Raw genomic sequence first — 24,485 nt, 5'->3', positions numbered from 1 at the left:
GTGGGGTCCTCGTGGGCGTCGCGTGTGTGTCGGTGGAAGATGCTGTGAGAGTTCTGACATCACGTTATCGAGTGAGTCCGAGACGTGTCCGATCGGTACCCAGAATTCACCCGCACGGCAGAGTTTGAGAGCCGTTCGACGACACCCTTCACCCGAACGGGTCGTACGTTGGCGGAGTGAGTCGGCACAGGCAGCAGAGGCAGCACGGGCGCCGCGCGGCGGCGCGGACGGTGAGGCAGCGGCGGGCGCTGGTCGTGGCCCTCGCCGCCGGAGCGGTGGTGGCCGCGTCCGGGGTGGGACTCGGCCTCTGGGCGGCCTCGGACGACGACGGCGCCGCGGGCTCGACGACGGCGTCCTCCGCGCAGCGCCCCGGCGACCCGGACGAGGCCGCCGGCACGACCCCGGGGGAGCGCCCGAGCCCCACCCGCTCCTACCCCCTGTCGCGGGCGCCGCGCACCATACCCGCCGTACGGGAGCACACCGCCGGGCGCGGCCCGGGCTGGCGCCCCGCCGAGGGCCACCGGGTGGTGGTGGACGACCCCGCGCTGGCCGACGAGGGCCGCCTGATAGCGGGCGAGCTGGGACTGGCCTACGCGGGGGAGCGGGACGACCGGCGCGAGGGCGACCTGCGGCTGGAGCTGAACCGGGACGCCGGCGCGAACCCCGAGTCGTACACGATGACCGTGCGGGACGGGCGGGTGACCGTCGGCGCACCGGGCGAGGCGGGCGTCTTCTACGGCACCCGCACGCTCAAGCAGGCGATACGCGGCGCCGGGACCGCCCCCGAGGGCGTGGTGCGCGACGAGCCCGCCAAGCAGCGGCGCGGCCTGATGCTGGACATCGCGCGCAAGCACTACACCGCCGACTGGATCGAGGACCGGATCCGCGAACTCGGCGACCTGAAGTTCAACGAGATCGGCCTGCACTTCTCCGACGACCAGGGCTTCCGCATCGAGTCCGACTCGCACCCGGAGATCGTGTCGGAGGACCGTCTGACCAAGGCGCAGGTCAAGAGGATCGTCGACCTGGCGGAGAGCCGGCACATCACCGTCGTCCCCGAGATCGACTCGCCCGGACACCTCGGCGCGGTCATCGCCGCCCACCCGGACCTCCAGCTGCGCGACGCGAGCGGCGGCGCGGTCCGCGGCGCGATCGACATCTCCCGGGCCGAGTCCGCCGAGATCGTCGACGACCTGCTCGACGAGTACGCCGGGCTCTTCCCCGGCGGGCAGTGGCACCTCGGCGGCGACGAGTACCAGGCGCTGGTCGTGCCCGACCCCGAGGCGTCCTTCCCGGGCCTGGCCGCCGCCGCGCGGGAGAAGTACGGGTCCGGCGCGACCGTGGAGGACCTGACCACGGGCTGGCTCAACGACCGGGCCGCCACCGTCCGCGCCCACGGCCGCACGCCCCGCGCCTGGAACGACGGCTTCTTCCGGGGCGGGTCCGTACGGGCCGACGAGGACATCCGGGTCGCCTACTGGACCGGCAAGGAGATCGGCGCCCGGCAGCCCGCGGAGTACCTGGGCGAGGGCCGCGAGGTCGTCAACTACAACGACGAGTTCCTCTACTACGTGCTGGGCGAGCCCCTGACCTTCGTCTACCCGACGGGCGAGCGGATCTACGAGCAGTGGACGCCGCTGGTGCTGCGCGGCACCACCCCCGTCCCCGAGCGCTACGACGACCGGATCGCCGGCGGGTCCTTCGCCGTCTGGGGCGACCTGCCCCGCGCCCAGACCCAGGAGCAGGTCGCGGCCGGGATCCGGCTGCCGCTGCGGGCGACCGTCCAGAAGCTGTGGGACCCGGACGAACCCGAGCTGTCCTGGGCGGAGTTCCGGACCCTGGCCGGGAAGCTGGACTGAGCCTCCCGGACCGGACGGATTGCCGCATACGCCTGCGCACCCCCGTACGGCTGTGGTGGTGTTCCGGTGAGCCGAACCGAAACGCCGGGGGGACCGCAGCACATGGGCTACTGGGGTTATTTCGTCGTGGGCCGCGCGGAGCGGCCGCTCACCGGACTGGACGCGCTGGCCGGCGCGGCCGGGGGCATGATCCTGCGCACCTCGGCACCGGGGGGCTGGCAGGTCTGGGAGTACCCGGGCGGCGGGGACGGCGTCGGCAGCATGAACGACCTGGCCCGCGAGACCGGCGCGCCCGCGCTGTTCGGCTACGTCATGAACAGCGACTGCGTGGCGGTGGAGGCGGCGTCCCCGGAGAGCGGGGCGTGGGCCACCTGCCTGGCGCGGGCCGCGATGGCCGGGTACCTCGAGGGGCAGCGCGAAGGGCTCACCGTCGACGACTACTTCCTGGAGCCCGCCGACGCCGCCGAACGCGCCGTCTTCTGGGCAGAGGAGGCCGGGCACACGGTGTCCGGCGAGGACCTGCTGGACGTGCTGACCGCCGACCCCGACCACATGGCCGAAAATCTCTTCTTCCGTTTCCTCGACCGGCTCGGAGTGGTGCCCGAGTGACACTCCCGGGCCGTCGCACGCAGTAAGGGGAGGTGCGGGCTCCGTCAACGATGAGACCGTGTGGGGCCTCATCGGGGGGCCTGTGACGACCCGCAGAGGGAGGCGTGGATGAGCCTGGTGGAACTGATCGCACAGGCCGACGAACGCGGGCTGGCCGCGAGCGGGTTGGCTTGTTTGGATCGGTGCGTGCCGTTGCTCGGCGGCGACGACGAGGTGCTCCGGCCGCTGTGGGCGAGCCTCGCGGAGGGCGCCGCGCCGGACGACTGGGCGGAGCGGCTGGAGCAGACGCGCGGCACGCTGGACGCGGCGTCCGCCGGCGGGGACGAGGCCGTGACGCTCGCGCACCGGATGCTGGCCGCCGCCCCCGCCCGGCGGACCGCCGCCGGCCTGCGGGAGTGGGCCGACGCCTGTTCCGTCGCCGCGCTGCGCGTCCACCGGCTGCTGGACGGCACCGCCGACGACGGCACCGACCTGGACGAGGCCCGGCGCGCGGGCCGTACGGGCGGCGTCTCGCCGTTGCTCGCCGCCGAGCTGCGCCGTCAGATCACGGTCCTGGAGCTGCTGTCCGCGCACGGACCGGCCGGCCTGCGCGGTGCGCTGGAGGTGGCGACGGAGGGGCGGCGGGTGCTGCGCGCCGCGGTCTCGCGCCGGAGCCGCCGGGACGGCTGACCTCCACCGGATCCCCTGCCCCGGCGGGTCCTGTGACAGTCCTGCGGTGGTCCTGCGCCGGTTGCGGGACCTCGGCGCCCGCGGGTGATGAAACGCTTCACCGGCGCGCTCTAGTGAGTGTGACGACTGTGACGACTGTGACGACTGTGACGACACAGCAGGAGACCAGGCCCTCGGCCGCGACGAAGCCGGTCCGCTGGGCGGCGGACGCGGTGGCGGCGATGCGCGAGGGGGCACGACTGCGCCTCGACTACTCGGCGCGCAGTCTGTGGAGCGTCGACCGGATGATCGAGGACATACGCCAGGAGGCGGCCCCCTTCGCCGCCGTGGAACTGGTGCTGCGCGGGTTCGGCGCCTACGCGGGTGAGGTGGTGGTCCGTCAGACGGGCGGCGAGTGGTGGTCCTCCGGTGGCGAGCACTGGGTCCGCACCCCCGACGGCCGCCTCTGGGACCCCATGGAGGAAGCCCGGCGCTGCTACACGGGTGACGGGTCCCTGCGCCTGCTCTGCCGGGACGCGACGGACTCGGCGGCACGCGCCTGAGGGCGGTGCGGCCCGTGACGGCGGTGTCATGGCGCCGGGTGCCGTCCCGGACGGACGAGACGCCGAAAGGTTGTACGGGGTCCGTGGCACGGCTGTGTGGTGATCGCCACGTCCGTGACCCGTGATGTTCGCCGCGCGGCGCCCGCTTGGTCTGCCGGGGAGCCCGTCCGGGTTTTCCGGCGGACCGGGGCGGAGGGGCGGTGTCCCATGGAACGGGCGGACGAGCGGTTGCCGGGTGCGGGACGGATGCGGCCGTGCGCGGCCGCCTTCGTGGCCGGGGCGACCGCCCGCAGCAGGCTCCCGCTGGACTACTCGGTGGCCAGCCTGCGTCTCGTCGACGCGCTGGTCGACGGCCTGCGCAAGGGCGGGGCCGACCGCGAGCGGGCGCGCGGCACGCTGTTCGGCCTCGGCGCCTACGTCGGTGAGGTGCTGGTGCGCCGCGCGGGCGGGGAGTGGGTGGACCTCGACGAGGAGCAGCGCGCGTACTTCGGCCAGCCGGTCGGGGTGCGGATGCCGGACGGCCGGATCTGGAACCCGGTCGGCAAGGTGCACAACCGGTTCGAGGCGGGCGGCCCCCAGGAGTCATTGCAGACCTTCTACCTGCTGCTGCACGGGCGCGCCCGACGGTCCGTCGCCTGACCGCGGACCGGGTGGACCCGCCGGTCTCCCTGACGAACCGTCAGGAACCGTCCGGTCCGCCCGCGTCCGTGTCCCACGGGGCGCGTGAGGTGCTGTGACATTTTCGTGGCGCCGAACGCTGATGACCGTGGGGGTGTGGGCGCTTTCGCGCCCGCGCCAAGCGAGAGCCATGCGCTACGCGCTCGGTACGGACGAGGACAGTTCTTGGGCCACGGAGGGGAACCCCGCCGCGCACAGGCGTACGACGGGGAACTGGGTGCGGCCGTCGCGCGGGCCCAGAAGGGGGACGAGGCCGCCTTCGCCGTGGCCTACCGGCTGGTGCAGCCCGGACTGCTCGCCTATGTGCGCGGGCTGGTCGGGGACGACGCCGAGGACGTGATGTCGGACGCCTGGCTGGAGATCGCCCGCGACCTGGGCCGGTTCAAGGGCGACGGGGCCGGGTTCCGGGGCTGGACGGCGACCATCGCCCGGCACCGGGCGCTGGACCACCTGCGCCGGCAGCGGGTGCGGCCCCGGCCGTCGACGCTGGAACAGGACGTACTGGACCTGCCCGGGCCGCAGAACACCTACGACCAGGCCATGGAGTCCATGTCCACCGAGTACGCCCTGGAACTGGTCGGCGGACTGCCGCGGGACCAGGCCGAGGCCGTGCTGCTGCGCGTGGTCGTCGGACTCGACGGCCCCGCCGCCGCCCGCGTCCTCGGCAAGCGTCCGGGCGCGGTACGGACGGCCGCGTACCGGGGTCTGAAGCGCCTGGCCAAGCAGCTCGGCGTCGAAAGTGTGACGGATGAGGCGTCGCAGACGCTGGGTGAGTCGACATGAACGTAGGCCGGGACGGCGCATCCGGCGGCCCGCGCGGCGACGTCCGACGCGGGACCGCCGGACCCGGCGGCCCGCGGCGGCCGCCCGGGGCCGGAGGCTGAACAGGCCGGACATGCGGAACGTATCCGAACGTATCCCCCGGCCCGGGCGGCACCGCCCGCCCGGAGGGACCGAGGGTGCGGCGGGCCGGGGTCGCGCGGGCCGCGCGCATCAGGCGGAGCGAGCAGGATCGAGCAGGGACGGGAACGGACATGGGTGAACGGCAGAGCGACGGCGGGCCGGCCGGCCGTCGGCGTGTGCACCCTGAGGGCACGCCGCCCTCGCAGGGCGGCCCGGGTCCGGTCCTCGGCGGGCACCATGTCATCGACGCCGCCGACCTGGAGACCCTGCTCGCCGCCGCGCTGATCCGTGACGGCGTGGACGCCGGTGCCGAGCAGCGGGCCGTCGCCGCGTTCGTGGCCGCCCGGGACGCGGGCGCCCTGCGGGCGCGCACCCGGCGCCGTGACGACTGGCGGGCCCGCCGGCGGCGGCTCGGCAGCCACTCGCTGAAGGCGACGCTCTCCATGGTGTTCGCCGGCCTCACCCTGAGCGGGGTCGCCGTCGCCGGCATAGGAGTGGCGGGCTCGTCCTCGGACGGCCCGGAGGGCGAGGGCGGGCCCACCGGCACGCCGGCCGGCAGCACCGCTCCGTCCCTGCGGGAGTCCACCGGCCCGGGCGCCGGCGCGGGCGGGCACGACCACCCCGGCACCGCCGGGGACACCGAGGCCCAGTGCCGCGCCTACGAGCAGGTCGAGGGGCGCGGCCAGGCGTTGGACGCGACGGCCTGGAAGCAGCTCACCGAGGCCGCGGGCGGCGCGGCGCACGTCGACGCCTACTGCGCCGAGCGGTTGGGGCGGGCCTCGGCCGAGGCGCGGCCCGAGGACACCGAGGCGCCCGGGACGGAGCCGACCGGCGCGTCCGGCCGGGCCGGGAACGGCACCTCCGGCAACGCGAACGACAACGCCTCCCGCGGTGCGGACAGCGGCGGCGCGGCGGGCACCGCGGGCAGCGGGGCGACCGGTGGCGCGGACAACGCGGGCAACGGTGAGGACAACGCGGACAGCGGGGCGGGCAACGCGGAAAGCGGCGCCGGCAACGGCGCGGACGGCGGTGCGGACGGTGCCACGGCCAACCCCGGCGGGACGGCCGTCAAGCCGGGTGCCCGGAACCCGTAAGCGCGCCTCTGCGGCAGTTGTGACCAGGGAAGTCGGGGGATCCCCCAGGTGCGGAAGCGCCTGCGGCGCAGCGCCGAGGCAACGGCCGGGGCCGCCACCCCCCACAGGAGAGGCCCCGGCCGTCGCGCGGCACGGACCGCGCGGCGGCCCGTACTTCCTACAGCGCCATGAGTGCGTTTTCTGTCACACCATCCTGTGTCACGGGTTAGTTGCATCTTGGACGGACATGGACGGGGAGAGGTTTCAGGTCGTAACGTGCCTTTCGCGCCAGGCCGCCAGGGACAAACAACCACAACCGCCACCTGCGGCCTAGAGACCGCAACCACCAATTGAGCAACCACGACGGCGAGCAACCCGGTCCGCGAGAGCGGCGCCGGCTGAGGCGCAGAAGGGCGCGCGCGGTGCTGGGGGACGACGCGGAGCTGACCGCTGCGGTGAGTGCGGCACAGGACGGGGACGAGACCGCGTTCCGGACTGTGTACCGAGCCGTGCACCCGCGGCTGCTGGGATACGTGAGAACACTGGTCGGCGAGCCCGACGCCGAGGACGTGACGTCCGAGGCCTGGCTGCAGATAGCCCGTGACCTGGAGCGGTTCACCGGCGACGCGGACCGGTTCCGCGGCTGGGCCGCACGGATAGCGCGCAACCGGGCGCTGGACCACATCCGCATGCGCGGGCGCCGCCCCGCGATCGGCGGCGACGAGACCGAGTTGACCGGCCGGGCCGCCGAGTCCGACACCGCCGGCGAGGCCATCGAGGCGCTGGCCACCGACGGCGCGTTCTCGCTCATAGCCCGGCTGCCGCAGGACCAGGCGGAGGCCGTCGTGCTCCGCGTGGTGGTGGGACTCGACGCGAAGACCGCCGCCGAGACGCTGGGCAAGCGTCCGGGCGCGGTACGGACGGCCGCGCACCGGGGTCTGAAGCGCCTGGCCGAACTGCTCGGTGACGATCCGGAGGCCCATCCGGAATCCGCCGGGGTGCTCGACGCACTTCCGGCCCAGAGAGAACCACGCCGTCGTACGGTGACCTCCGCGAGGGTGACGCGGATGCGAGCGCGGACGCAGAAGGACATGTGATGGCCGACGAGCAGGACAGGTGGCTGGACCGCGGGACAGCGGAGCGTTTGCTGAGCGGAGAGCCCCCCGAAGCTGCCGATCCGGACGCCCGTGACCAGGCCGAACGGCTCGCCGCGACCCTGCGCGCACTCTCCGCCCCGCCCCCTGCGGCCGGTGAGGGACTTCCCGGCGAGGCGGCCGCGCTGGCCGCCTTCCGCGCAGCGCGGGAGGAGCGGGCCGCCGGGGCCGCGAGCACCGGCCCGCAGGCCGGAACGCAGCCCTCCGACCTGGGCCCGATCCATATCCGTGCCCCGCGCGGTGACGGTTCCGGAACCACGGCCGGGCCCCGCCGCACGCGCCCGGTGCGCCTCGGGCTGGCCGCCGCCCTGGTCACCGGTCTGGTCGGCGGCGCCGCGGTCCTGGCCGGAACAGGGGTCCTCCCGACCCCGTCCGACGGCTCCGGCCCGGCCGCCTCCGCCACCCACGCCGAACGTCCGCTGCTGTCGTCGCCGCCGAACGACGGCACCTCCGGCGGAGCCGCCCCCGGGGGCCGGCAGCCGGACGGTGCCGACGGTACGGCGCGGGACGGGGTGGGCGCCCGGGGCGACGAGGACAAGGACGAGGACGGGGACGCCGACGGCCCGGAGCCGGGGGAGAGCGGGGCCGGTTCCGGACGCGGAGGCCAGCAGATCGTCTCCGCCTGCCGGGCGTGGCACGACGGCGAGGAACTGGACGGCCACCACAAGCGCCTGGTCGAGAAGGCGGCGGGCGGCCCCTCCCGCGTGGGTGCCTACTGCGCGGGGGTGCTGTCCGAGGCCGGCACGGCCGGTGCGGGCGGCACGGGCGGCACGGGCGGCGTCGACCCCGACGTCCCGGACGTTCCGGACGCCCCGGCCGACACCGGCGCCGCGGCCGGGACGGGCGCCGGCGGGAACGGCAACGGCCCCGGCAACGGCACCAACGGTGGCCAGGGCAACGGCGACACCCGCGAGGGCGGCGGCGACAAGGGCGCCGGCGGGAACCAGGGGACCGGGGGCACCCAGGGGAACCAGGGCAACTCCCGGAGCCAGGACAACCCGCAGAGCACGCGGAGCCAGGGGAGCCAGGGGAGCGAAGGCAACGAGGCGAACCGGAACCAGGGGACCCAGCAGGCACAGCAGAACCAGGTGCCCCAGCAGACTCAGCAGCCCCAGGAAAACCGCCCGTGACCAGCAGTTTTGTTGACCGCTGAAATTTCTTCCCGCACGGGTGTGACACTTTCGGCACCCGCAGCGCAGTAATCAGTGAGCCGACTGGTCATCGGCCGTCGCACGGAGCCGGGGTTCCCCCCGTACCCGCGGCTCGTGCACATCGGCGCGGGCGGGACACGTTCCCCCGGTCCCGCCCGCGCCCCTTCTCACCAGTGCACGACGACCTTGTCGCCGTTCCGCACCTGCCCGTAGAGCCGCGCGACGGCACCCTCGTCCCGGACGTTGACGCATCCGTGCGAGGCACCGGCGTATCCCCGCGCGGCGAAGTCGGCGGAGAAGTGCACGGCCTGCCCGCCGCTGAAGAACATGGCGTACGGCATCGGCGAGTCGTAGAGCGTGGACACATGGTGCCGGGACTTCCAGTAGACGCTGAAGACACCCTCACGGGTCGGCGTGTACTCGGAACCGAAGCGGACCGCCATCGTCGACACCGTCCGCCCGTCGATCATCCAGCGCAGGGTGCGGCTGGACTTGCTGACGCACAGCACCCGGCCGGTCCGGCAGCGCGCGTCGGGCGCGTCCGCCGGCTGGCCGCCCATCAGATACAGCTCCCAGCGGCCCGGTTCACGCGTCATGGCGACCAGCCGCTGCCACGTGGTGCTGTCCGTCACCCCGGTCCTCGGCAGCCCGCGCTTGCCCTGGAAGCCCCGGACCGCCTCCACCGTCGGCTCGTCGTACGTCCCCGTGGGCCCGTGGAAGATCCAGGCGACCTGGCGCAGCCGGGCCTGGAGTTCGCGGACGTCGCGCCCGGAGTCGCCCCGCGACCACAGCACGCGCGGCGTCCGGCTCGTCGGCGGGGCACCCGCACCGGACGGACCGCGGTCCTCGTCGGGAGCCCCTGAGGCCGGTGCCGACGGTGTCCGGCCCGGCAGGTCCACCCGCACCGGCGGCCCGCCCGCCCCGTCCGCCCCGGCCGGCTGCACCGTGCAGCCCGCCGCACCGACGGTCAGGGCGGCGAGTGCCGCGCACGCGACGACGCCCCTTCTCCCCGTGCCCGTCCTCCGCACACCAGCCCCCCGTCGTCTCGGTCCCGTGCCCGGTCACCATCCGAGATGTACCCAGGAGGTGACCACCGCCGAACAACGGGGCATGGTGGTGAATGTCCGGACGGGCAACGGCCGAGGTGGGCCCTGTGATCGGAATCCCACCGCGGCTGTGAGGAAGGTCCCAGCGTGTGCCCCTCCACCGGGTCGCACGCGCACCGCTACAGTCCGTCGGAGGATCGGCCTGTACCGGCGGGGCACGAGACGGGTCACGGACAGTCGAGTCGAGCATCGCTGCTCAGCGGGAGGCATCACACCATGGCGCGCGAGTCGGAGTCCGGACTGCCGATCGAGCCGGTCTACGGGCCGGGGGCTCTCGAAGGCTGGGATCCGGCGGAGAAGCTGGGGGAGCCGGGGGCGTACCCGTTCACGCGGGGTGTGTATCCCTCGATGTACACGGGCCGTCCGTGGACGATGCGTCAGTACGCGGGTTTCGGCACGGCGACGGAGTCCAACGCCCGCTACAAGCAGTTGATCGCGAACGGCACGATGGGGTTGTCGGTGGCGTTCGACCTGCCGACGCAGATGGGCCACGACTCCGACGCGCCGATCGCGCACGGCGAGGTCGGCAAGGTGGGCGTGGCGATCGACTCGGTCGACGACATGCGGGTGCTGTTCGGCGGGATCCCGCTGGACAAGGTGTCCACGTCGATGACGATCAACGCGCCCGCCGCGCTCCTGCTGCTCCTGTACCAACTGGTCGCGGAGGAGCAGGGCGTCCCGGCCGACAAGCTGACGGGCACGATCCAGAACGACGTGCTGAAGGAGTACATCGCGCGGGGCACGTACATCTTCCCGCCCAAGCCGTCACTCCGCCTGATCGCGGACATCTTCAAGTACTGCCGGGCCGAGATCCCGAAGTGGAACACGATCTCGATCTCCGGCTACCACATGGCCGAGGCGGGCGCCTCGCCCGCGCAGGAGATCGCGTTCACCCTCGCCGACGGCATCGAGTACGTGCGCACGGCGGTCGCGGCCGGTATGGACGTGGACGACTTCGCCCCGCGTCTGTCGTTCTTCTTCGTGGCGCGGACGACGATCCTGGAGGAGGTCGCCAAGTTCCGTGCGGCGCGCAGGATCTGGGCGCGGGTGATGCGCGAGGAGTTCGGTGCGAAGAACCCCAAGTCGCTGATGCTGCGCTTCCACACGCAGACGGCCGGGGTGCAGCTGACGGCCCAGCAGCCGGAGGTGAACCTGGTGCGCGTCGCCGTCCAGGGCCTCGCCGCCGTCCTGGGCGGTACGCAGTCGCTGCACACGAACTCCTTCGACGAGGCGATCGCCCTGCCGACGGACAAGTCCGCGCGGCTCGCCCTGCGCACCCAGCAGGTCCTCGCCTACGAGACGGACGTGACGGCGACCGTCGACCCCTTCGCCGGGTCCTACGTCATCGAGAAGATGACCGACGACGTCGAGACGGCCGCGCTGGAACTGATGAGGAAGGTCGAGGACCTGGGCGGCGCGGTCAACGCGATCGAGCACGGCTTCCAGAAGAACGAGATCGAGCGTTCCGCCTACCGCATCGCCCAGGAGACCGACGCCGGTGAGCGGGTCGTGGTCGGCGTCAACCGCTTCCAGCTCGACGAGGAGGAGCCCTACGAGCCCCTGCGCGTCGACCCCGCCATCGAGGCCCAGCAGGCCGAACGCCTCGCCACCCTCCGCGCGGAGCGCGACCAGCAGGCCGTCGACACCGCCCTGACCGCCCTGAAGAAGGCCGCCGAGGGCGACGACAACGTCCTCTACCCCATGAAGGACGCCCTCCGCGCCCGCGCCACCGTCGGCGAGGTCTGCAACGCCCTGCGCGAGGTGTGGGGGACGTACGTGCCGTCGGACGCCTTCTGACACGGCCGGTCGACGGTCCGGGTGCCCACCTCCCGGTGGGCACCCTTCTCGGCGGCTGGAATGCCGCAGCGGAGTGTCGTACCGGCGTGCGACACTCTCGCCATGTTCGGCGTCATCGACCTTCCCACCTACCTGGCAGGCCTGGTCCTCATCGTCCTGCTGCCCGGCCCCAACTCGCTGTACGTGCTCTCCGTCGCCGCCCGTCGCGGAGTACGGGCCGGGTACACGGCCGCCGCCGGCGTCTGGTGCGGCGACACCGTGCTGATGACGCTCTCCGCCGCCGGGGTGGCCTCCCTGCTCCAGGCCAACGCCGTGCTGTTCGGCATCGTGAAGTACGCGGGCGCCGGCTATCTGACCTGGCTGGCCGTCGGCATGCTGCGCGCCGCGTGGGGGATGTGGCGGACGCGGCGGGACGAGGACGTGACCGAGGCCCCCGCCGCCGCGCCCGGTGAGCGTCCGTTCCGCCGGGCCCTGGTCGTCAGTCTCCTCAACCCCAAGGCGATCCTGTTCTTCATCGCCTTCTTCGTGCAGTTCGTCGACCCGGGCTACGCCTATCCGGCGCTCTCCTTCGTCGTCCTCGGCACCCTCGCCCAGATCGCCAGCGTGCTCTACCTCAGCGCGCTGATCTTCGGCGGCACCCGGCTCGCCGCGGCCTTCCGCCGCCGCAGGAGCCTGTCGGCGGGAGCCACCTCGGCGGCCGGCGCCCTCTTCCTCGGCTTCGCGGCCAAGCTGTCCATGGCCGGCGGCTAGACCCTCCGGGCCGAGGGGGTCAGGAAGCCCGCAGGAACGCCGAGAGGGCCGCCTTGCCGAGGTAGGTGAAGCGGGTGTCACCCGTGAGGTGCTTGTCCAGCGCCTCCTTGATGCCCGGCCACTTGGGGTCGCCGAAGTCGTCCAGGACGACGATCCCGCCCGGGGCGGCGATCTCCTCCGCCCACTCCAGGTCCTTGGCGACCCCCTCGGCCGAGTGGTCGCCGTCGACGACGATCACGCCGTAGCGGCGGTCCGAGACGGCCGCACGGGTCGCGGGGTCCTCGGAGAAGCCCCGCTGGACGCGGGCGGCCACGCCCGCCGGACCGGCCAGGGCGAGGTTGGTGCGCACCGCGTGCTCGTCGACCGGGGTGCCCGTGGGGTCGGAGCGCCGCGGGGTGCCGGGCTGGAGCTGCACACCGGCGAACGGGTCGACGATCGTCACGTTCGGGCTGCGGCCGTCCCGCTCCATCATCCGGATCAGCCCCGTGGAGAACATGCCGTACAGCGTGCCGATCTCCAGGATCTCGTCGTTCGGCGGGTCCAGCAGGGGGATGGTGCCGAGCTTGCCGCAGATGTTCATGGTGCCGCCCGCGATCCGGCCGACCCCCAGCGACTCCAGCCCGACCAGCAGCCGGTAGGCGGTCGCCACGTTGCGCACGGCGGCGTCACGGTCCCCGGCCAGCTCCGCCACCTCCGACTGCAGCCGCTTCAGCGGGCCGGGGCTGACGATCCGGGACAGACCGCGCCCGGAGGAGCCGAGCAGCAGATCCAGGGTGAGCTGCTGGCGCTCCACCAGCTCGGCGGTCTCCCGCAGCCTCTCTCTGCCCGCCGCGTCCGCCGCGGCCGCCGAACGCAGACGCCGGTCGATGCGCTGGTCGATGAGGTCGGCGACCGGTCGCAGAAGCCGCCGTGATGCCGAACTGGTGAGCAGGGAGCGGGTGTTCATGGATCCGGAGACCTCAATCCGTCGAAAGCTCGGTGTGAGTGGTGTGGCTCGCGGGTTGAGGACAGGCTAGGCGGGAGGCGCCGGTGGGCGAAGGATGCGGAGTTGAGCGACGTGCGAACAGCAGGCGAACTCCGCATGGAGCCCGCACGTCCCCTCGTGCCCCGCCCCGCCCCGCCGGTCGGCCGGGCGGGCGGTCGCCGCGGGGTCAGCCGAGCAGCCGCCGCAGGTTGAGCTTCCCCCACAGCAGACTGGTGGCGAACGACAGCGTCATGACCGTGATCACCAGGCCGGCCAGCAGCAGCCCGGCCGCCGGGGCGCTCAGGTCCGGCGACACGAAACGGGTGACGATCTCCTCGACGAACAGCACGTGCACCATGTAGGCGCCGAGCGCGGCGTTGGCCAGCGTGCGCAGCGACGGCCGCCACTTCTCGGGAACGCGGACCCGCGAGACCAGCAGCAGCACGCAGATGCTCATCGCGGCCACGAACAGGTGCGCGTTCGGCATCACGTAGTGGATCCGCGTGTTGTACCAGAGGGCCCCGGCCATGGTGAGCGGCAGAGCCACGTACAGCGGCCACCGCCACCGCAGGGTCCCGGCCGGCAGGGCGAACAGCAGCGCGCCGCCGACCGCGTACACCAGCGAGTAGGTGCCGAAACCCCAGGCGACGTGCGGCAGTTCGCGTCCCGTGACCTCGGTGGCCGTGGTCATGACGCTCGGCAGGACCGCGATGCCCAGCAGGGCCGCCCCCAGCCCCCAGGGCCGCTTGCCCGCCTTGATCAGCATCGCGAAGGCGAGCAGCGCGATGATCGGGATGTAGGCGTACATGAACCACAGGTGGTAGGCCGGCTGCACGGAGCCGAACACGGAGTCCGCCGCCAGCTCCGTCATGGGCCGGTCGTTGCGGTCCCGCAGCCAGGCCCAGACCAGGTAGACCGCCGTCCACACGAAGAGCGGCACGATGTTGCGGACGATGCGCTGCCACATCCGGGCGCTGTCCCGCGGGGGCGCGCCGACCAGTACGGCCCAGCCCGCGATCGCGAAGTACAGGGGGACGGCGAACGGGTTGACCGCCTCGGCCAGGTGTCCCGCCCAGTACGAACCCGCGCCGTTCGCCGGGTCGTTGCCGGTGGAGCGGATGAACTGGGCGCCCACGTGCCCCAGCATGATGGTCGCGGAGCAGATCAGCCGCATCAGGTCGATGTCGAAGCGGTGTTCCCGCGGTGCGGCGGTCTGCCCGGAGGGGGCGCTGCCCTGCTGCTGCGGCAGGCGTACGGCGATGTCGTTCGGCACCGCGCAACTCTCAGTCCGTCCGGTGTACGGCAGTTGTCGAGCGGATGGCACGCTCGTGACCGGTGCGTCTCGGTTGGCCCCCGGGGCGGGTGGGGCGGTCCGCCGCACCACCCGCCCCGGCGGCCGCCCGGGTCAGCCCCTGCGGGTGCCGCGCCGGACCACCCGGCCCACCCGGCGCTTGGCCCGGCCCACCCGGACCCGGGCGCGGGAGCGCGGGCGGCTGCCGGGCAGACCCAGCTCGGCCAGCCGCAGCTCGGGGAAGTAGTAGCCGGGGCTGTCGGCCAGATGGGCGCGCAGCCACTGCGCCGTCGGCTCCCGCAGACCCGGGTACGTCTTGGGCTGCATGCAGAAGCCGATCGCCCGGACCAGCGGCGACAGGGTGTCGGGCGCCGGTCCGACGAGGGCCGGGGACTCCTCGCGCTCCAGGTCGGGCACCAGGTGGTCGATCACGGCCAGCGGCACCCGGTTGCTGTTCGGGTAGGGCCGCAGGCGCCCCATCACCAGCGAGGTCCCGACCCGGGCGACGGGCACGTCGTAGTAGGCGGAGGCGGTCACCATCGCCGTGGAGAAACAGCCGACGACGAGTTCGGGACGGCAGTGGTGGTACAGCGTCTCGGCGAGCAGCGGCGCGTCCAGCACGGTGAGCCGTACGCCCGCGTCCGCCGCCGCCTTGCTCAGCGCCGCCGAGTAGCCGGCGGGCGCCGTCGGATGCGGCTTGAAGACGATGGACCGGTGCCCGGCCCGCACGGCCCCGGTGAGCATGCGGACGTGCAGGTCCTCCTCCTCCTGCGCGGTCAGGATGTTGATCGCCGCCAGGTACTGGCCGAGCAGCACCGCCGTCGGCGCCTCCTCGAGGACGGGCGCGAGCCGCGCGTCGTCCGCCGCCTCCAGGGAGATCTCGTCGAGCACGGCACGGAACGCCCCGTCCGGGACGATCTCCGGCTCGACGCCGTACTCGGACAGCAGCAGCGGCCGCAGGCCCGGGATCAGATCGAGGTGGAGCAGCCGCCGGATGCGGCGCGCGATGGTCAGCGGCAGCTTCTCGCGGGTCGGGCCGTAGCTCATCAGACCGTCGGCGTACACGTCGACGGCGGCCTCGGTGAAGATCGCCGCCAGGGCGCGGGCCGGGTTGGCCTGGATCGACTCGACGGCGAGCTCGATCATGTCGTCCTCGCCGATGCCCCACAGCAGGCGGAACGCCCGCTGCCACAGCACCGTGTCGTGTCCGCGCGGGCCCCAGGTGCTGGGGTGGTACGGGCTGATCGCCTCGTTCCAGCTGACCACCGCGTCGAACCGGCCGGCTATCGGCCCGTAGCCGTGCATCTCGTCCATGCGCAGCGCGGTCTCCGGGACGGCCGCGTTGTTGGAGACCAGCAGGACGCGCCGGGCCCCGCCGCGCGGTCCGTACAGGCCCGCGTCCAGCGCCGCGGCGAGGGTGGCCGCTCCGTAGAGGGTCGAGACCTGGAAGATCTGGGTCGTGTGGGGCATGGATCAGGCAGCCTTCCGCCCGTCACGCAGGCGGCTGAGCAACCTGCTCCGAGTGCTGTCGATGGTCTTGAGGGTCTCCTCCAGCGCCTGCTCCGGCATCCGCTGGAGCGCGGCCCGCGTCTCCCGCCGCAGCCGCTGGGCCGCCGCGGGCTCGTACTCGTTCACCTTGCCGATGTGGAAGGCGATCATGGCGCAGTAGGTGCGCACGGCCTTGAGGAGGAAGCGGTCGGCCTCCCGGTCCTCCCGCACGTCCCGCAGCAGCGCGTCGTACGCGGGGATGAAGTCGAGCTGGCGGTCGTCCTTGATCTGGGTGAGCGAGGTCGCCACGCCCCGCCGGTAGAACACCCCGTGCAGGCCCAGGGACGCGTACGTCCGGGCCGTCAGGTGCAGCCGCCAGATCCACAACCGGTCCTCGGCCGTGCGCAGTTCGGTGACGAAGCGCATGCCGCCGTCGTCGAAGAGGTGGCGCCGGTAGATCCCCGCCCAGACGAACGGGTAGTCGACCATCGTCTCCGTGTCGGCGGGCGTGATCCCGTCGCGCGGATCCATCACGGCGTTGCGCACGGCGGCCGGGGGCCGGCGGATCACCCGCTCGGTGCCGGTGGCCTGGACGTGGTCGGTCCGGGCGAAGTCGCAGCCCAGGTCCTCCATGGCCCGCACCATGCCGGCGAGGTGGCGCGGCCCGTACCAGTCGTCGCCGTCGAGGAACGTGACGAACTCGCCCTCGGCCGCGTCGATGCCGCTGTTGCGCGCCTGGGCGATGCCCCTGTTCGTCTCGTGCCGGATCACCCGCGCGCCCGGGAGCTTCTCCGCCCAGCGGTCGATCACCCAGGGCGTGGCGTCCGTGGAGCAGTCGTCGACCAGCAGGAACTCGAAGTCGGGGTGCGCGTTGGCGGCGAGACTGCGCAGGGTGCTCTCGGCGAACGCCTCCACGTTGTGCATCGGCACGACGACGGACAGTTTGGGCACGTGGTTCTCCCTTTCGGGGCTCGTAGCGGCGGTGGTGCGATGGCTCATGCCCGGCCGAAGGTCTCCCGCAGTTCGTCCAGGTTGGACCGGGTGGTCTCCCACAGCAGCTTCTGCGCGCCGTGCACGTCCGCCACCGCGGCCGCGTGGTCGTCGAGGATCGCCGCCGCCCGCTCCCCGAGCCGGGAGCCGAGGTCCCGGTCGTGCACGGACAGCCCCCACTCCCGGCGGCCGATGTCGGTCAGGAAGTAGGCGAGCTTCGGGTGGGAGACCAGGCTGAGGATCGGGGTGCCGCAGCCGAACGGGATCATCCCCGCGTGCCCGCGCATCCCGATCACCAGCCGCGCCCGGCGGTACAGCTCACGGATCCCGTCGTTGGTCATGTCGTACAACTGCTCCACGGGCAGGGCGATGCCGTGCTCCCGGCGCAGGTCGTGCACGAACTTCTCGTCGGCGGGCATGTGGGCCGCGTACCGTACGTCGGCCCTGTCCCGCAGGCCCTTCAGCGCGCGGGCCAGCTGGGCGAGGAAATGGCCGTAGTCGTGCCCGAAGCGCAGCCCGGCGCGGTCGTACGCGCAGTTCACCAGGACGGTGTCGGCCCGCTCCACCGGGTCGGTCCAGCCGGGCACGAGGTACCGCGCCACCGTGGTCGGACAGGGCTGGTAGCGCACCCGGTCCCGCAGCTCCGCGGGCAGCAGCTCGCGGACCCGCTCGATCGAGCCGTGGTTGCGCAGCCCGAAGAACGCCGACCGCTCGACGAGGACCCGCAGGCTCTCGGCGAACCGGCCGCGCCGGTAGAGCTGCCCGTCGAACACGTTGTAACCGACCGCGAACACCGCCAGCGGCGCGGTCAGCCGGGACAGCACGCCGTCCGGGACGTTCCACTGCCAGTGGCTGTTGCCGTTGGGGGAGGTGTCCGGCAGGAACAGTCCGCCGCCGCCCACCACCACCCCGCGCCGGGCGTTCAGTTCCTCCAGCGCCGCCTCGTCCACCAGCCGGTGCACCGGCTGCTGGTACCAGTGGCGCGGGCCGGTGTCGCTGCCGAAGCACAGGCGCACGGCCTCGGGCAGCACCTTGTCGCCCGCGTTCTCCTGCCCCTCGGCGAACAGCGCCACGTGCGCCAACTGCTCCCCGGCGGCCACCGGCTCCGTCCGCTCCTCCGGGCGCGTACGGACGTACCAGGCGTGGCACCCGGCGTCGGTGGGGTCGGCCTCCAGGCCGTCGCGGGCGTAGGCGTGCGCGTCCGCGTCCCGTCCGCACAGCCACGCCAGACGGGCCAGCTGGGCGAAGGCACGCGGGGCGACATCGGGTGACGCCGCCGCCAGCAGCAGCCGCGCCTCGGCCTCGTCGTAGCGCGACAGCGCCATCAGGCAGACGCCGAGCGTCTCCTGGCAGCGCGGCGCGTCCAGCCGGTCCCCGACGACCGGGGCGAGCACCTCGACGGCCTCGTCGTAGCGGCCCTGCCTGCGGTACACGTCGGCGACCGTGCGGGCCAGGTCGAGCGAGGGACGCGCCCGCAGCAGGGGCGGCGCGAGGTGCGCCAGCAGGTCCGGGTGCTTGTCGCCGGGCAGGGCGCAGTACGCGGCCCGGAACTCCTCGTCGCTCATCTCGAAGCGGCGCCGCGCCTCGGCCGCCGGAGCGTACCCGGGCTCGTCGGACGGGCCGGTGAAGTGCAGCACCGCGACCCGCGCCGGCACCGGCGCGTCGTCGTACAGCCGCCGGGTGAGGAAGTCGAACCGCGCGTCGACCGGTGTCAGCAGCTCCGCGGGCACCGTGTCCGTGCCGGCCGGCACGGCGCCGTCCACGTCGGCGCGCTGGACGACCAGCAGGCCGTCCGGCAGGACCGCGCGCCGCTCCTCGCCCCGCCCGTCCCAGAGCAGCTGCGGGACGGCCCCCACACCGCGCCGCATCCGCAGCAGCTCACCGATGCCGTCCAGCACGACCATGGACGGGGCGAGGGCGACGACGGTGTCGTAGCCCTCCAGCCGGAAGACCTCGCCCCGGCCGTCCGCCCGGCGCGCGACCAGCCGCGGGTGCAGCCGGCGCAGCGCGTCGAACGCGGAGTCCGGCAGCCCGGGGTGCAGCACCACGAAGTCCTCGCACACACCCGGGTTGGTGAGCGCCAGACTGCGCAGCAGCGTGGCCAGGCCGGGCAGGCCGGCGGTGTCGGTGTGGACGGCGAAGGCGATCCGGCGTCTGCCGGTGACGGTGCTCCGGTCGTCCGCGGAGGAGTGGGTCATCGCAGGGCGATCCTCATCTTGCTGTCGTCGACGTGCGTCGCGCGGTCCATGACCCACTCGGCCTCCTTCGGCCGCAGCCGGCCGGGCTTGTCGAAGCCGATGAGGTCCAGGCGGGGGCTGACGTCCAGGAAGTCCAGGAGCCTGAGGACGGTGAAGGCGGTGGTGGTCCCCGAGCCCCAGCCTCCCTCGCCCAGCAGCGCCGGGTCGCTCAGGGGCCGGCGCAGCGAGGCGTCACCGACGTGCTCCTGCGCCCCGGCCGCCAGCCGCTGCCGCACGGCGCGCCGCCAGGCCGCCGCCGGGTCGCCGAACACCAGCCGGATGCCCGCCGGCCGCGTCCAGGCGGGGCCGTCCCAGGGGGCGTCGCCGCGCAGGGAGACGGCGTGCAGGCCGGTGCGCTCACCGGCGCCCCCGGCGTGGGTGCGGAACGAGTCGCAGCGCACCACCAGGTCGTAGGCGTCGATCTCGGCGCCCAGGCCGCTCCCGGCGACCTCGGCGGCGTTCGACACCAGGCACACCGTCCGCCCCGCCACCAGGCCGCGCAGCCCGCCGACACCGACCGGCGTGGTCCCGCCGAGCAGCGGGTCGGACATGCCGGACCGCTCGACGAGCCGCCGGTAGGTGCCGTACAGCTCCAGCAGGCGCCGTACGGCCGGGTCGCCCGGGCCGTGCTCGGCCACCCGCGCCCGCGCGTGGGCGGCGAACTCCGGCGCCGCGACCGGGGCCGGCTTCCCGGCCAGGTCGCGCAGCGCCGCCCCGGGCCCGGGGAAGAGCGTGGCCGCCTCCTCCAGGCAGGCCCGCCGGCGCCGCAGCGTGTCGATCCTGCGGGTGACGTCCTCGGCCGCCTCGCCGTCCCCCAGCAGCGTCAGATGGCGCTCGTAGCACTCCAGCGCCTCGTCGCCGCGGCCGAGCCCGTCCAGCGCGCGGCCGCGCAGCCGCCACGCCCCCCGGGACCGCTGCCGGACCTCGGTCGCCGTCTCGGCGACCCCGAGGGCCAGGGCGAGCCCGTCGTCCCCGCCGGCCTCCAGCGCGCGCACACCGACCTGGAGCAGCGCGTCGAAGGGGTCGGCGGACGGGGTGTCGAGGGAGCCGGCGAACACGCCGATCGCCTGGGTGAGCCGGGTGTCCCGGACGGTGGGCCGATCGTCCCGCGCCGCCAGGTAGTCACCGCACAGGCGCAGGCCGCGGGCGTACAGGTCCCGCCTGGCGGCCTCCTTCTGGCGTGCCGTGAACAATCCCGCCAGGGGGTTCGTCATGCTTCCACCGTCCTCCGATCGGAGGCCGAATGTGCCCCAGTACGACGGTCCGCCGGTGGCTTCCGGATGGACACGGGGTGAACAGTCGGCCTCCAACACCCGGCCGCGCGTACGCCTCCCACGAGGGGCCCCGTCAGCGCCGCACGGCCTTCTTCAGCGCCCGCGCCCGCCGCACCATCCGGCGCGCGGCGGCGTTGCGGGGCAGGAACGCCAGCCGCCGCGGGATGCCGCCGGGCAGACCCAGCGAGGTGAGCCGCTTGCGCTTGAACCAGTGCCGGGTGCGCGGCCCGAAGTGCCGGGCGAGGTACCGCTCGGCGACCGGCCGCAGCGCCGGGTGGACCTGCGGCTGCATGGTGAAGCCCAGCGTGGTGACCAGGGCGTCCAGCTCGTCCGCGGGAAGGGCCGCCGCACCCCGGCCGGACTCCAGGTCCGGCAGCAGCGCGTCGGCCAGGACGGCCGGCACCCGGTCGCCGTTCTGATAGGGCGTGAGCCGCTCCAGGAGCTGCCCGGTGCCGGTGCGGGCGACCGGCAGGCCGTACAGCGCGGACGCCGTGAACAGCGCGGTCGAGAAGCAGCCGACGACCAGCGCGGGCGGGGACTTCTCGAACAGCGCCTCGGCGAGGACGGCGGAGTCCAGGACGGTCAGGGACGCCCCGAGCCGGTCCGCCTCGGTCTCCAGCGCACGGCTGTACGGGGCCGGCGCGGCCGGGTGCGGCTTGAAGAAGAGGGTGCGGTGGCCGCGTCCGACCGCGCCCCGCAGCATCCGCAGATGCAGGTCCTCCTCCTCCCCGGCCGAGAGGACGCCGAGCGCGGACAGGCTCTGGCCGATCAGCAGCGCCGAGCCGTCCGGCACCTCGGGCACCCCGTCGGTGGCCGCCGCGATCTCACCGACCGCCTTCAGGAAGGCGTCCGTCGGCACCACGCGGGCCGGCACGCCGAACTCGCGCAGCAGCATCGGCGTGAGGCCCGGCACCAGGTCCAGGTGCAGCACCTGCCGCACGCGCGTGCCCACCAGCGGGTCGAGCCTGCCGCGCGTGGGGCCGTACGTCATCAGCCCGTCGGCGTACACATGGACCGGCGCCCCGGTGAACACCTGCGCCACCGCGAGGGCGGGGGGAACCGGGAGGGACTCCAGGACCAGCTCCACACGGTCGTCGCCGAGCCCCCACAGCCGCCGCAGATGCCGCTCCAGGAGCGGGACGTCCTCGGCGCGCGGCGTCCAGGCCGCCGGGTGGAAGGGTGTGATCGCCTCGTTCCAGGAGAGCACGTCGTCGAAGTGGTCGCGCAGCGGCGCGAAGCCCGGCATCCCGTCCAGCGCCGGCGCGGTCTCCGGGACCGCGGAGTCGGCGCAGACCAGCAGCACCCGCCGCTCCGCCTCCGCGAAGCAGTCGGACTCGATCGCCGCCGCCAGCGTGGCCAGGCCGTACAGGGTCGAGACGCAGAAGATCTGGGTCGTGCGGGACATCAGACGGCCTCCCTCGCGGTGCCGGTCCGGCGCCGCAGCCGTCGCAGCCGGGCGGAACGCTCCATGTCCATGCTCCCCAGTACGTCGTCGAGCGCGTCCTGCGGCATGCGGCGCAGCGCCGCCGCGCTCATCGCCCGCAGCCGCCGCGCCACGGCCGGTTCGAACTTGTCCTCCTCGGCCAGGTGGTGCGCCATGATCGCGCAGTACTGCCGCACCGCCTTGGGCAGCAGCCGCCCGGCGTCCCGGTCCGCCGCCGTCTCCTCGACGATCTGGTCGAAGGCGCGGATGAAGTCGAGCTGGCGGGCGTCACCGATGCGGGTGAGCGAGGAGGTGACCCCGCGGCGGTAGAACACGCCCAGCAGGTTGATCACCGCGAACGACTCCGCCTCGCGGTGCAGTTTCCAGGTCCACGGCCGGTCCTCGGCCGTGTGCAGCCCCTCGGTGAAGTGCAGCAGCCCCCGCTCCAGCAGCCGCCGGTGGTAGGCGCCGGCCCAGACGGACACGTAGTCCACCGAGGTCGTCCGGTCCGCGGGCAGGATGGCGTCCCGCGGGTTCAGCACCTCGTCGCGCAGGCCGACCGGGACCCGGCGCACGGACCGGGCGCGGTCGGTGACCCGCACATGGTCGGTGCGCACGAAGTCGCAGCCCAACCGCTCGGCGGCCGCGACCAGTTCGGACAGGTAGCCGGGAGCGAGCCAGTCGTCCCCGTCCAGGAACGCCAGGTACTCGCCCCGCGCCGCGTCCAGCCCGGTGTTGCGCGCGGTGGCGATCCCGCCATTCCTGTCATGACGGATGTGGCGCACCTGGGCGACGTCCGCGAGGTCCTCGGCCGCACGCTCGAGAATCGCCGGCGTCCCGTCCTCGGAATGGTCGTCGACCAGAACGAACTCGAAATCCGGCCGGGCGTTCGCGCGGAGACTTCTCAGGGTGTCGGGCGCGTATCGCTGAACGTTGTAGAACGGGACGATCACGGAAAGCTTCGGCACCCGCAAAACACTAGGAGGCGGCCCGGCTCGGCAACTTTCCGGCGCCCGTACGGGAGGTGAACTCGATGTGTCGGTACGGTGCACCGTGTGTACTTCCGGCTTCCCGGCAGGCCAGTTCGGCTCTCGGTGGGCTGTTGTTAACTTTTCGTTGATTCACGGTTGGGCCATACCTAGAATTCGCTTCCTAGCGTCTTCGACGTGCCAGCAAGTGCAACGAAGCCCCTCAGGGTGGCGGTCCTCGCGGATTCCGACACCCGGTGGAAATGGGGCGCGCTCACCGCGAACCGCATCGCGCCGTCCGCGCCCGGAATTCCGGGCGACACGGCCGGCGGTGCCGACATCCGTCTGGACGGATTCCTGCTGCGGGGCCGCGCCACCCCCACCGCCCGCCAGCTCGGCGAGGTCGGCGTCACCGCCGACTCGCTCCGCGAGGTCACCGCGGTCGAGTTCCTGCGCGCCATGCGCGAGGAGCCCTACGACCTCCTCGTGCTCTCCCTGGTCGGCGGGGGCGTGCAGGCGATGCTGCACGGCCTCAAGCGGGTCTGGGAGGACCGCCCGCGGCGTCCCGTCGTCGTCACCGGATACGTCGGTGTCGTCTACGAGAAGCTCGCCGACGGCCTGCTGCTGCGCCACGGCGCCGACCTGGTGCTCGCCAACTCCCGCCAGGACGCGGACCGTTTCCGCGCCGTGTACGAGGGAGTGGGCGCCGACGCCGGCTCGGTCACCGAGGTGGCGCTGCCCTTCCTCGGCGGCGCCCCCTACACCGGTGAGCACGACCCCTACACGGTCGTCTTCGCCGCCCAGCCCTCCGTGCCGGACAGCCGCAAGGACCGTACGTACCTGCTGAACCGGCTGGTGCAGCACGCCCGCCGGCACCCCGAGCGCGAAGTGCTGCTCAAGCTGCGCTCCAAGCCCGGCGAGCACACCACCCACATCGAGGAACTGCCCTACCAGAAGCTGTCCCAGCGGCTCGACCTGCCGCCCAACTTCCGCCTGGTCTACGGGCACATGGGCGAGGTCCTGGACCGCACCGACCTGCTGGTCACGGTCAGTTCCACGGCCGCCCTGGAGTCGCTGCACCGCCGCGTCCCCACCGCGGTCCTCACCGACCTCGGCATCCGGGAAGCCCTCGGCAACCACCACTTCGTCGGCTCCGGCTGCCTCGCCTCGTGGGACCAGCTCGACGCCGGACACCGCCCGGAACCCGACGAGGACTGGGTGGCACGGCAGGGCGTCGCCGCCGACGGCTCGTACGACACGGCCTTCGACACCGCCCGCGAACGCATCGCCAAGCTGCTCGCCCGGCCCGGCGGACTGCCCCCGCTGACCCCGTACTACACACCCGTCACCGCGCCCGGCTACCTGCCCGGCATCCTCGCCCGCCACCACCTGGGCCCGGACGGCACCCCGCTGCCCGGCGCCCCCGCCGCCGACAAGGAGCCCGGACCGGTCCGGCAGATCGTGCGCCGGGCGGCGCGCGGCGCCTACCGGCACGGCGTGCAGCGCGTGGCCCCGGTGATCCGCCGGATGGGCGAGCTGTGACCGCCCCGACCTCCGCT

The 24,485-nt window shown here is 73.6% G+C and carries 21 protein-coding genes; 12 read left to right on the top strand and 9 right to left on the bottom strand.

Annotated elements, in window-relative coordinates:
- Positions 1–248 precede the first annotated feature (248 nt).
- The 9 genes from FHX78_RS13000 to FHX78_RS12960 all read left to right on the top strand — a co-directional run bounded on the left by FHX78_RS13000 (position 249) and on the right by FHX78_RS12960 (position 8,617).
- Entirely contained in the window at positions 249–1,859 is a 1,611-nt protein-coding gene (locus tag FHX78_RS13000; protein ID WP_145871920.1) for a beta-N-acetylhexosaminidase, read from the top strand.
- A gap of 102 nt (positions 1,860–1,961) precedes the next feature.
- Positions 1,962–2,468: a hypothetical protein gene (locus FHX78_RS12995; protein ID WP_145871918.1), complete on the top strand. Its 507-nt coding sequence runs from the start codon at positions 1,962–1,964 to the stop codon at positions 2,466–2,468.
- Between the two features lie 108 nt (positions 2,469–2,576).
- Positions 2,577–3,137: a hypothetical protein gene (locus FHX78_RS12990; protein ID WP_145867614.1), complete on the top strand. Its 561-nt coding sequence runs from the start codon at positions 2,577–2,579 to the stop codon at positions 3,135–3,137.
- A 146-nt stretch (positions 3,138–3,283) separates the two neighbouring features.
- Positions 3,284–3,679: a hypothetical protein gene (locus tag FHX78_RS12985; RefSeq protein ID WP_167531756.1), complete on the top strand. Its 396-nt coding sequence runs from the start codon at positions 3,284–3,286 to the stop codon at positions 3,677–3,679.
- A 207-nt stretch (positions 3,680–3,886) separates the two neighbouring features.
- Entirely contained in the window at positions 3,887–4,318 is a 432-nt protein-coding gene (locus FHX78_RS12980) for a hypothetical protein (protein WP_229923839.1), read from the top strand.
- A gap of 204 nt (positions 4,319–4,522) precedes the next feature.
- On the top strand, positions 4,523–5,140 hold the full coding sequence (locus tag FHX78_RS12975; protein WP_145867612.1) for an RNA polymerase sigma factor: 618 nt from the start codon (positions 4,523–4,525) through the stop codon (positions 5,138–5,140).
- A gap of 251 nt (positions 5,141–5,391) precedes the next feature.
- Entirely contained in the window at positions 5,392–6,354 is a 963-nt protein-coding gene (locus FHX78_RS12970) for a hypothetical protein (protein WP_145867611.1), read from the top strand.
- A gap of 401 nt (positions 6,355–6,755) precedes the next feature.
- Positions 6,756–7,430, top strand: coding sequence for an RNA polymerase sigma factor (locus FHX78_RS12965; RefSeq protein ID WP_145871914.1), 675 nt, complete (start codon positions 6,756–6,758; stop codon positions 7,428–7,430).
- Positions 7,430–8,617, top strand: a complete 1,188-nt coding sequence (locus FHX78_RS12960) for a hypothetical protein (RefSeq protein ID WP_145867610.1) — start codon at positions 7,430–7,432, stop codon at positions 8,615–8,617. The genes FHX78_RS12965 and FHX78_RS12960 overlap by 1 nt, the downstream gene beginning before the upstream one ends.
- Positions 8,618–8,805: 188 nt before the next feature.
- Here the strand turns inward: FHX78_RS12960 and FHX78_RS12955 are convergent, their stop codons facing one another.
- Positions 8,806–9,666 carry a L,D-transpeptidase family protein gene (locus FHX78_RS12955; protein WP_167531755.1) on the bottom strand — a complete coding sequence of 287 codons (861 nt, stop codon included), beginning with the start codon at positions 9,664–9,666 and terminating at the stop codon, positions 8,806–8,808.
- A gap of 294 nt (positions 9,667–9,960) precedes the next feature.
- Here FHX78_RS12955 and FHX78_RS12950 point away from each other — a divergent pair, with 294 nt between their 5' ends.
- On the top strand, positions 9,961–11,541 hold the full coding sequence (locus tag FHX78_RS12950) for an acyl-CoA mutase large subunit family protein (protein WP_145867609.1): 1,581 nt from the start codon (positions 9,961–9,963) through the stop codon (positions 11,539–11,541).
- A 102-nt stretch (positions 11,542–11,643) separates the two neighbouring features.
- Positions 11,644–12,291, top strand: a complete 648-nt coding sequence (leuE, locus tag FHX78_RS12945; protein WP_145867608.1) for a leucine efflux protein LeuE — start codon at positions 11,644–11,646, stop codon at positions 12,289–12,291.
- A 19-nt stretch (positions 12,292–12,310) separates the two neighbouring features.
- Here leuE and FHX78_RS12940 read toward each other — a convergent pair whose 3' ends face one another.
- From FHX78_RS12940 to FHX78_RS12905, 8 genes are all read right to left on the bottom strand, one after another.
- Positions 12,311–13,237: a class I SAM-dependent methyltransferase gene (locus FHX78_RS12940; RefSeq protein ID WP_145867607.1), complete on the bottom strand. Its 927-nt coding sequence runs from the start codon at positions 13,235–13,237 to the stop codon at positions 12,311–12,313.
- Between the two features lie 205 nt (positions 13,238–13,442).
- On the bottom strand, positions 13,443–14,528 hold the full coding sequence (locus FHX78_RS12935; RefSeq protein WP_145867606.1) for an acyltransferase: 1,086 nt from the start codon (positions 14,526–14,528) through the stop codon (positions 13,443–13,445).
- A gap of 132 nt (positions 14,529–14,660) precedes the next feature.
- Complete coding sequence (locus tag FHX78_RS12930) at positions 14,661–16,016, bottom strand: polysialyltransferase family glycosyltransferase (protein ID WP_145867605.1); 1,356 nt, start codon at positions 16,014–16,016, stop codon at positions 14,661–14,663.
- Positions 16,017–16,019: 3 nt separating this feature from the next.
- Positions 16,020–16,985, bottom strand: coding sequence for a glycosyltransferase family 2 protein (locus FHX78_RS12925; protein WP_145867604.1), 966 nt, complete (start codon positions 16,983–16,985; stop codon positions 16,020–16,022).
- A 44-nt stretch (positions 16,986–17,029) separates the two neighbouring features.
- Positions 17,030–19,222, bottom strand: a complete 2,193-nt coding sequence (locus tag FHX78_RS12920) for a polysaccharide pyruvyl transferase family protein (RefSeq protein ID WP_145867603.1) — start codon at positions 19,220–19,222, stop codon at positions 17,030–17,032.
- Positions 19,219–20,475 (bottom strand): tetratricopeptide repeat protein, encoded by a 1,257-nt coding sequence (locus FHX78_RS12915; protein WP_145867602.1) that lies wholly within the window; start codon positions 20,473–20,475, stop codon positions 19,219–19,221. The genes FHX78_RS12920 and FHX78_RS12915 overlap by 4 nt, the downstream gene beginning before the upstream one ends.
- A gap of 133 nt (positions 20,476–20,608) precedes the next feature.
- Positions 20,609–21,940 carry an alpha-2,8-polysialyltransferase family protein gene (locus FHX78_RS12910; RefSeq protein WP_145867601.1) on the bottom strand — a complete coding sequence of 444 codons (1,332 nt, stop codon included), beginning with the start codon at positions 21,938–21,940 and terminating at the stop codon, positions 20,609–20,611.
- The gene (locus tag FHX78_RS12905; protein ID WP_145867600.1) at positions 21,940–22,926 is read right to left on the bottom strand and encodes a glycosyltransferase family 2 protein; all 987 of its coding nucleotides are present in this window, start codon (positions 22,924–22,926) and stop codon (positions 21,940–21,942) included. The genes FHX78_RS12910 and FHX78_RS12905 overlap by 1 nt, the downstream gene beginning before the upstream one ends.
- A gap of 198 nt (positions 22,927–23,124) precedes the next feature.
- Here FHX78_RS12905 and FHX78_RS12900 point away from each other — a divergent pair, with 198 nt between their 5' ends.
- On the top strand, positions 23,125–24,468 hold the full coding sequence (locus FHX78_RS12900; protein WP_145867599.1) for a DUF6716 putative glycosyltransferase: 1,344 nt from the start codon (positions 23,125–23,127) through the stop codon (positions 24,466–24,468).
- The last annotated feature ends 17 nt before the right edge of the window (positions 24,469–24,485 follow it).

Origin of the sequence: Streptomyces capillispiralis (genome assembly GCF_007829875.1) — a bacterium.
Lineage (GTDB): Bacteria > Actinomycetota > Actinomycetes > Streptomycetales > Streptomycetaceae > Streptomyces > Streptomyces capillispiralis.
Note: the sequence above shows the minus strand (reverse complement) of the source record. Positions and strands in the feature narration are given on the sequence as shown.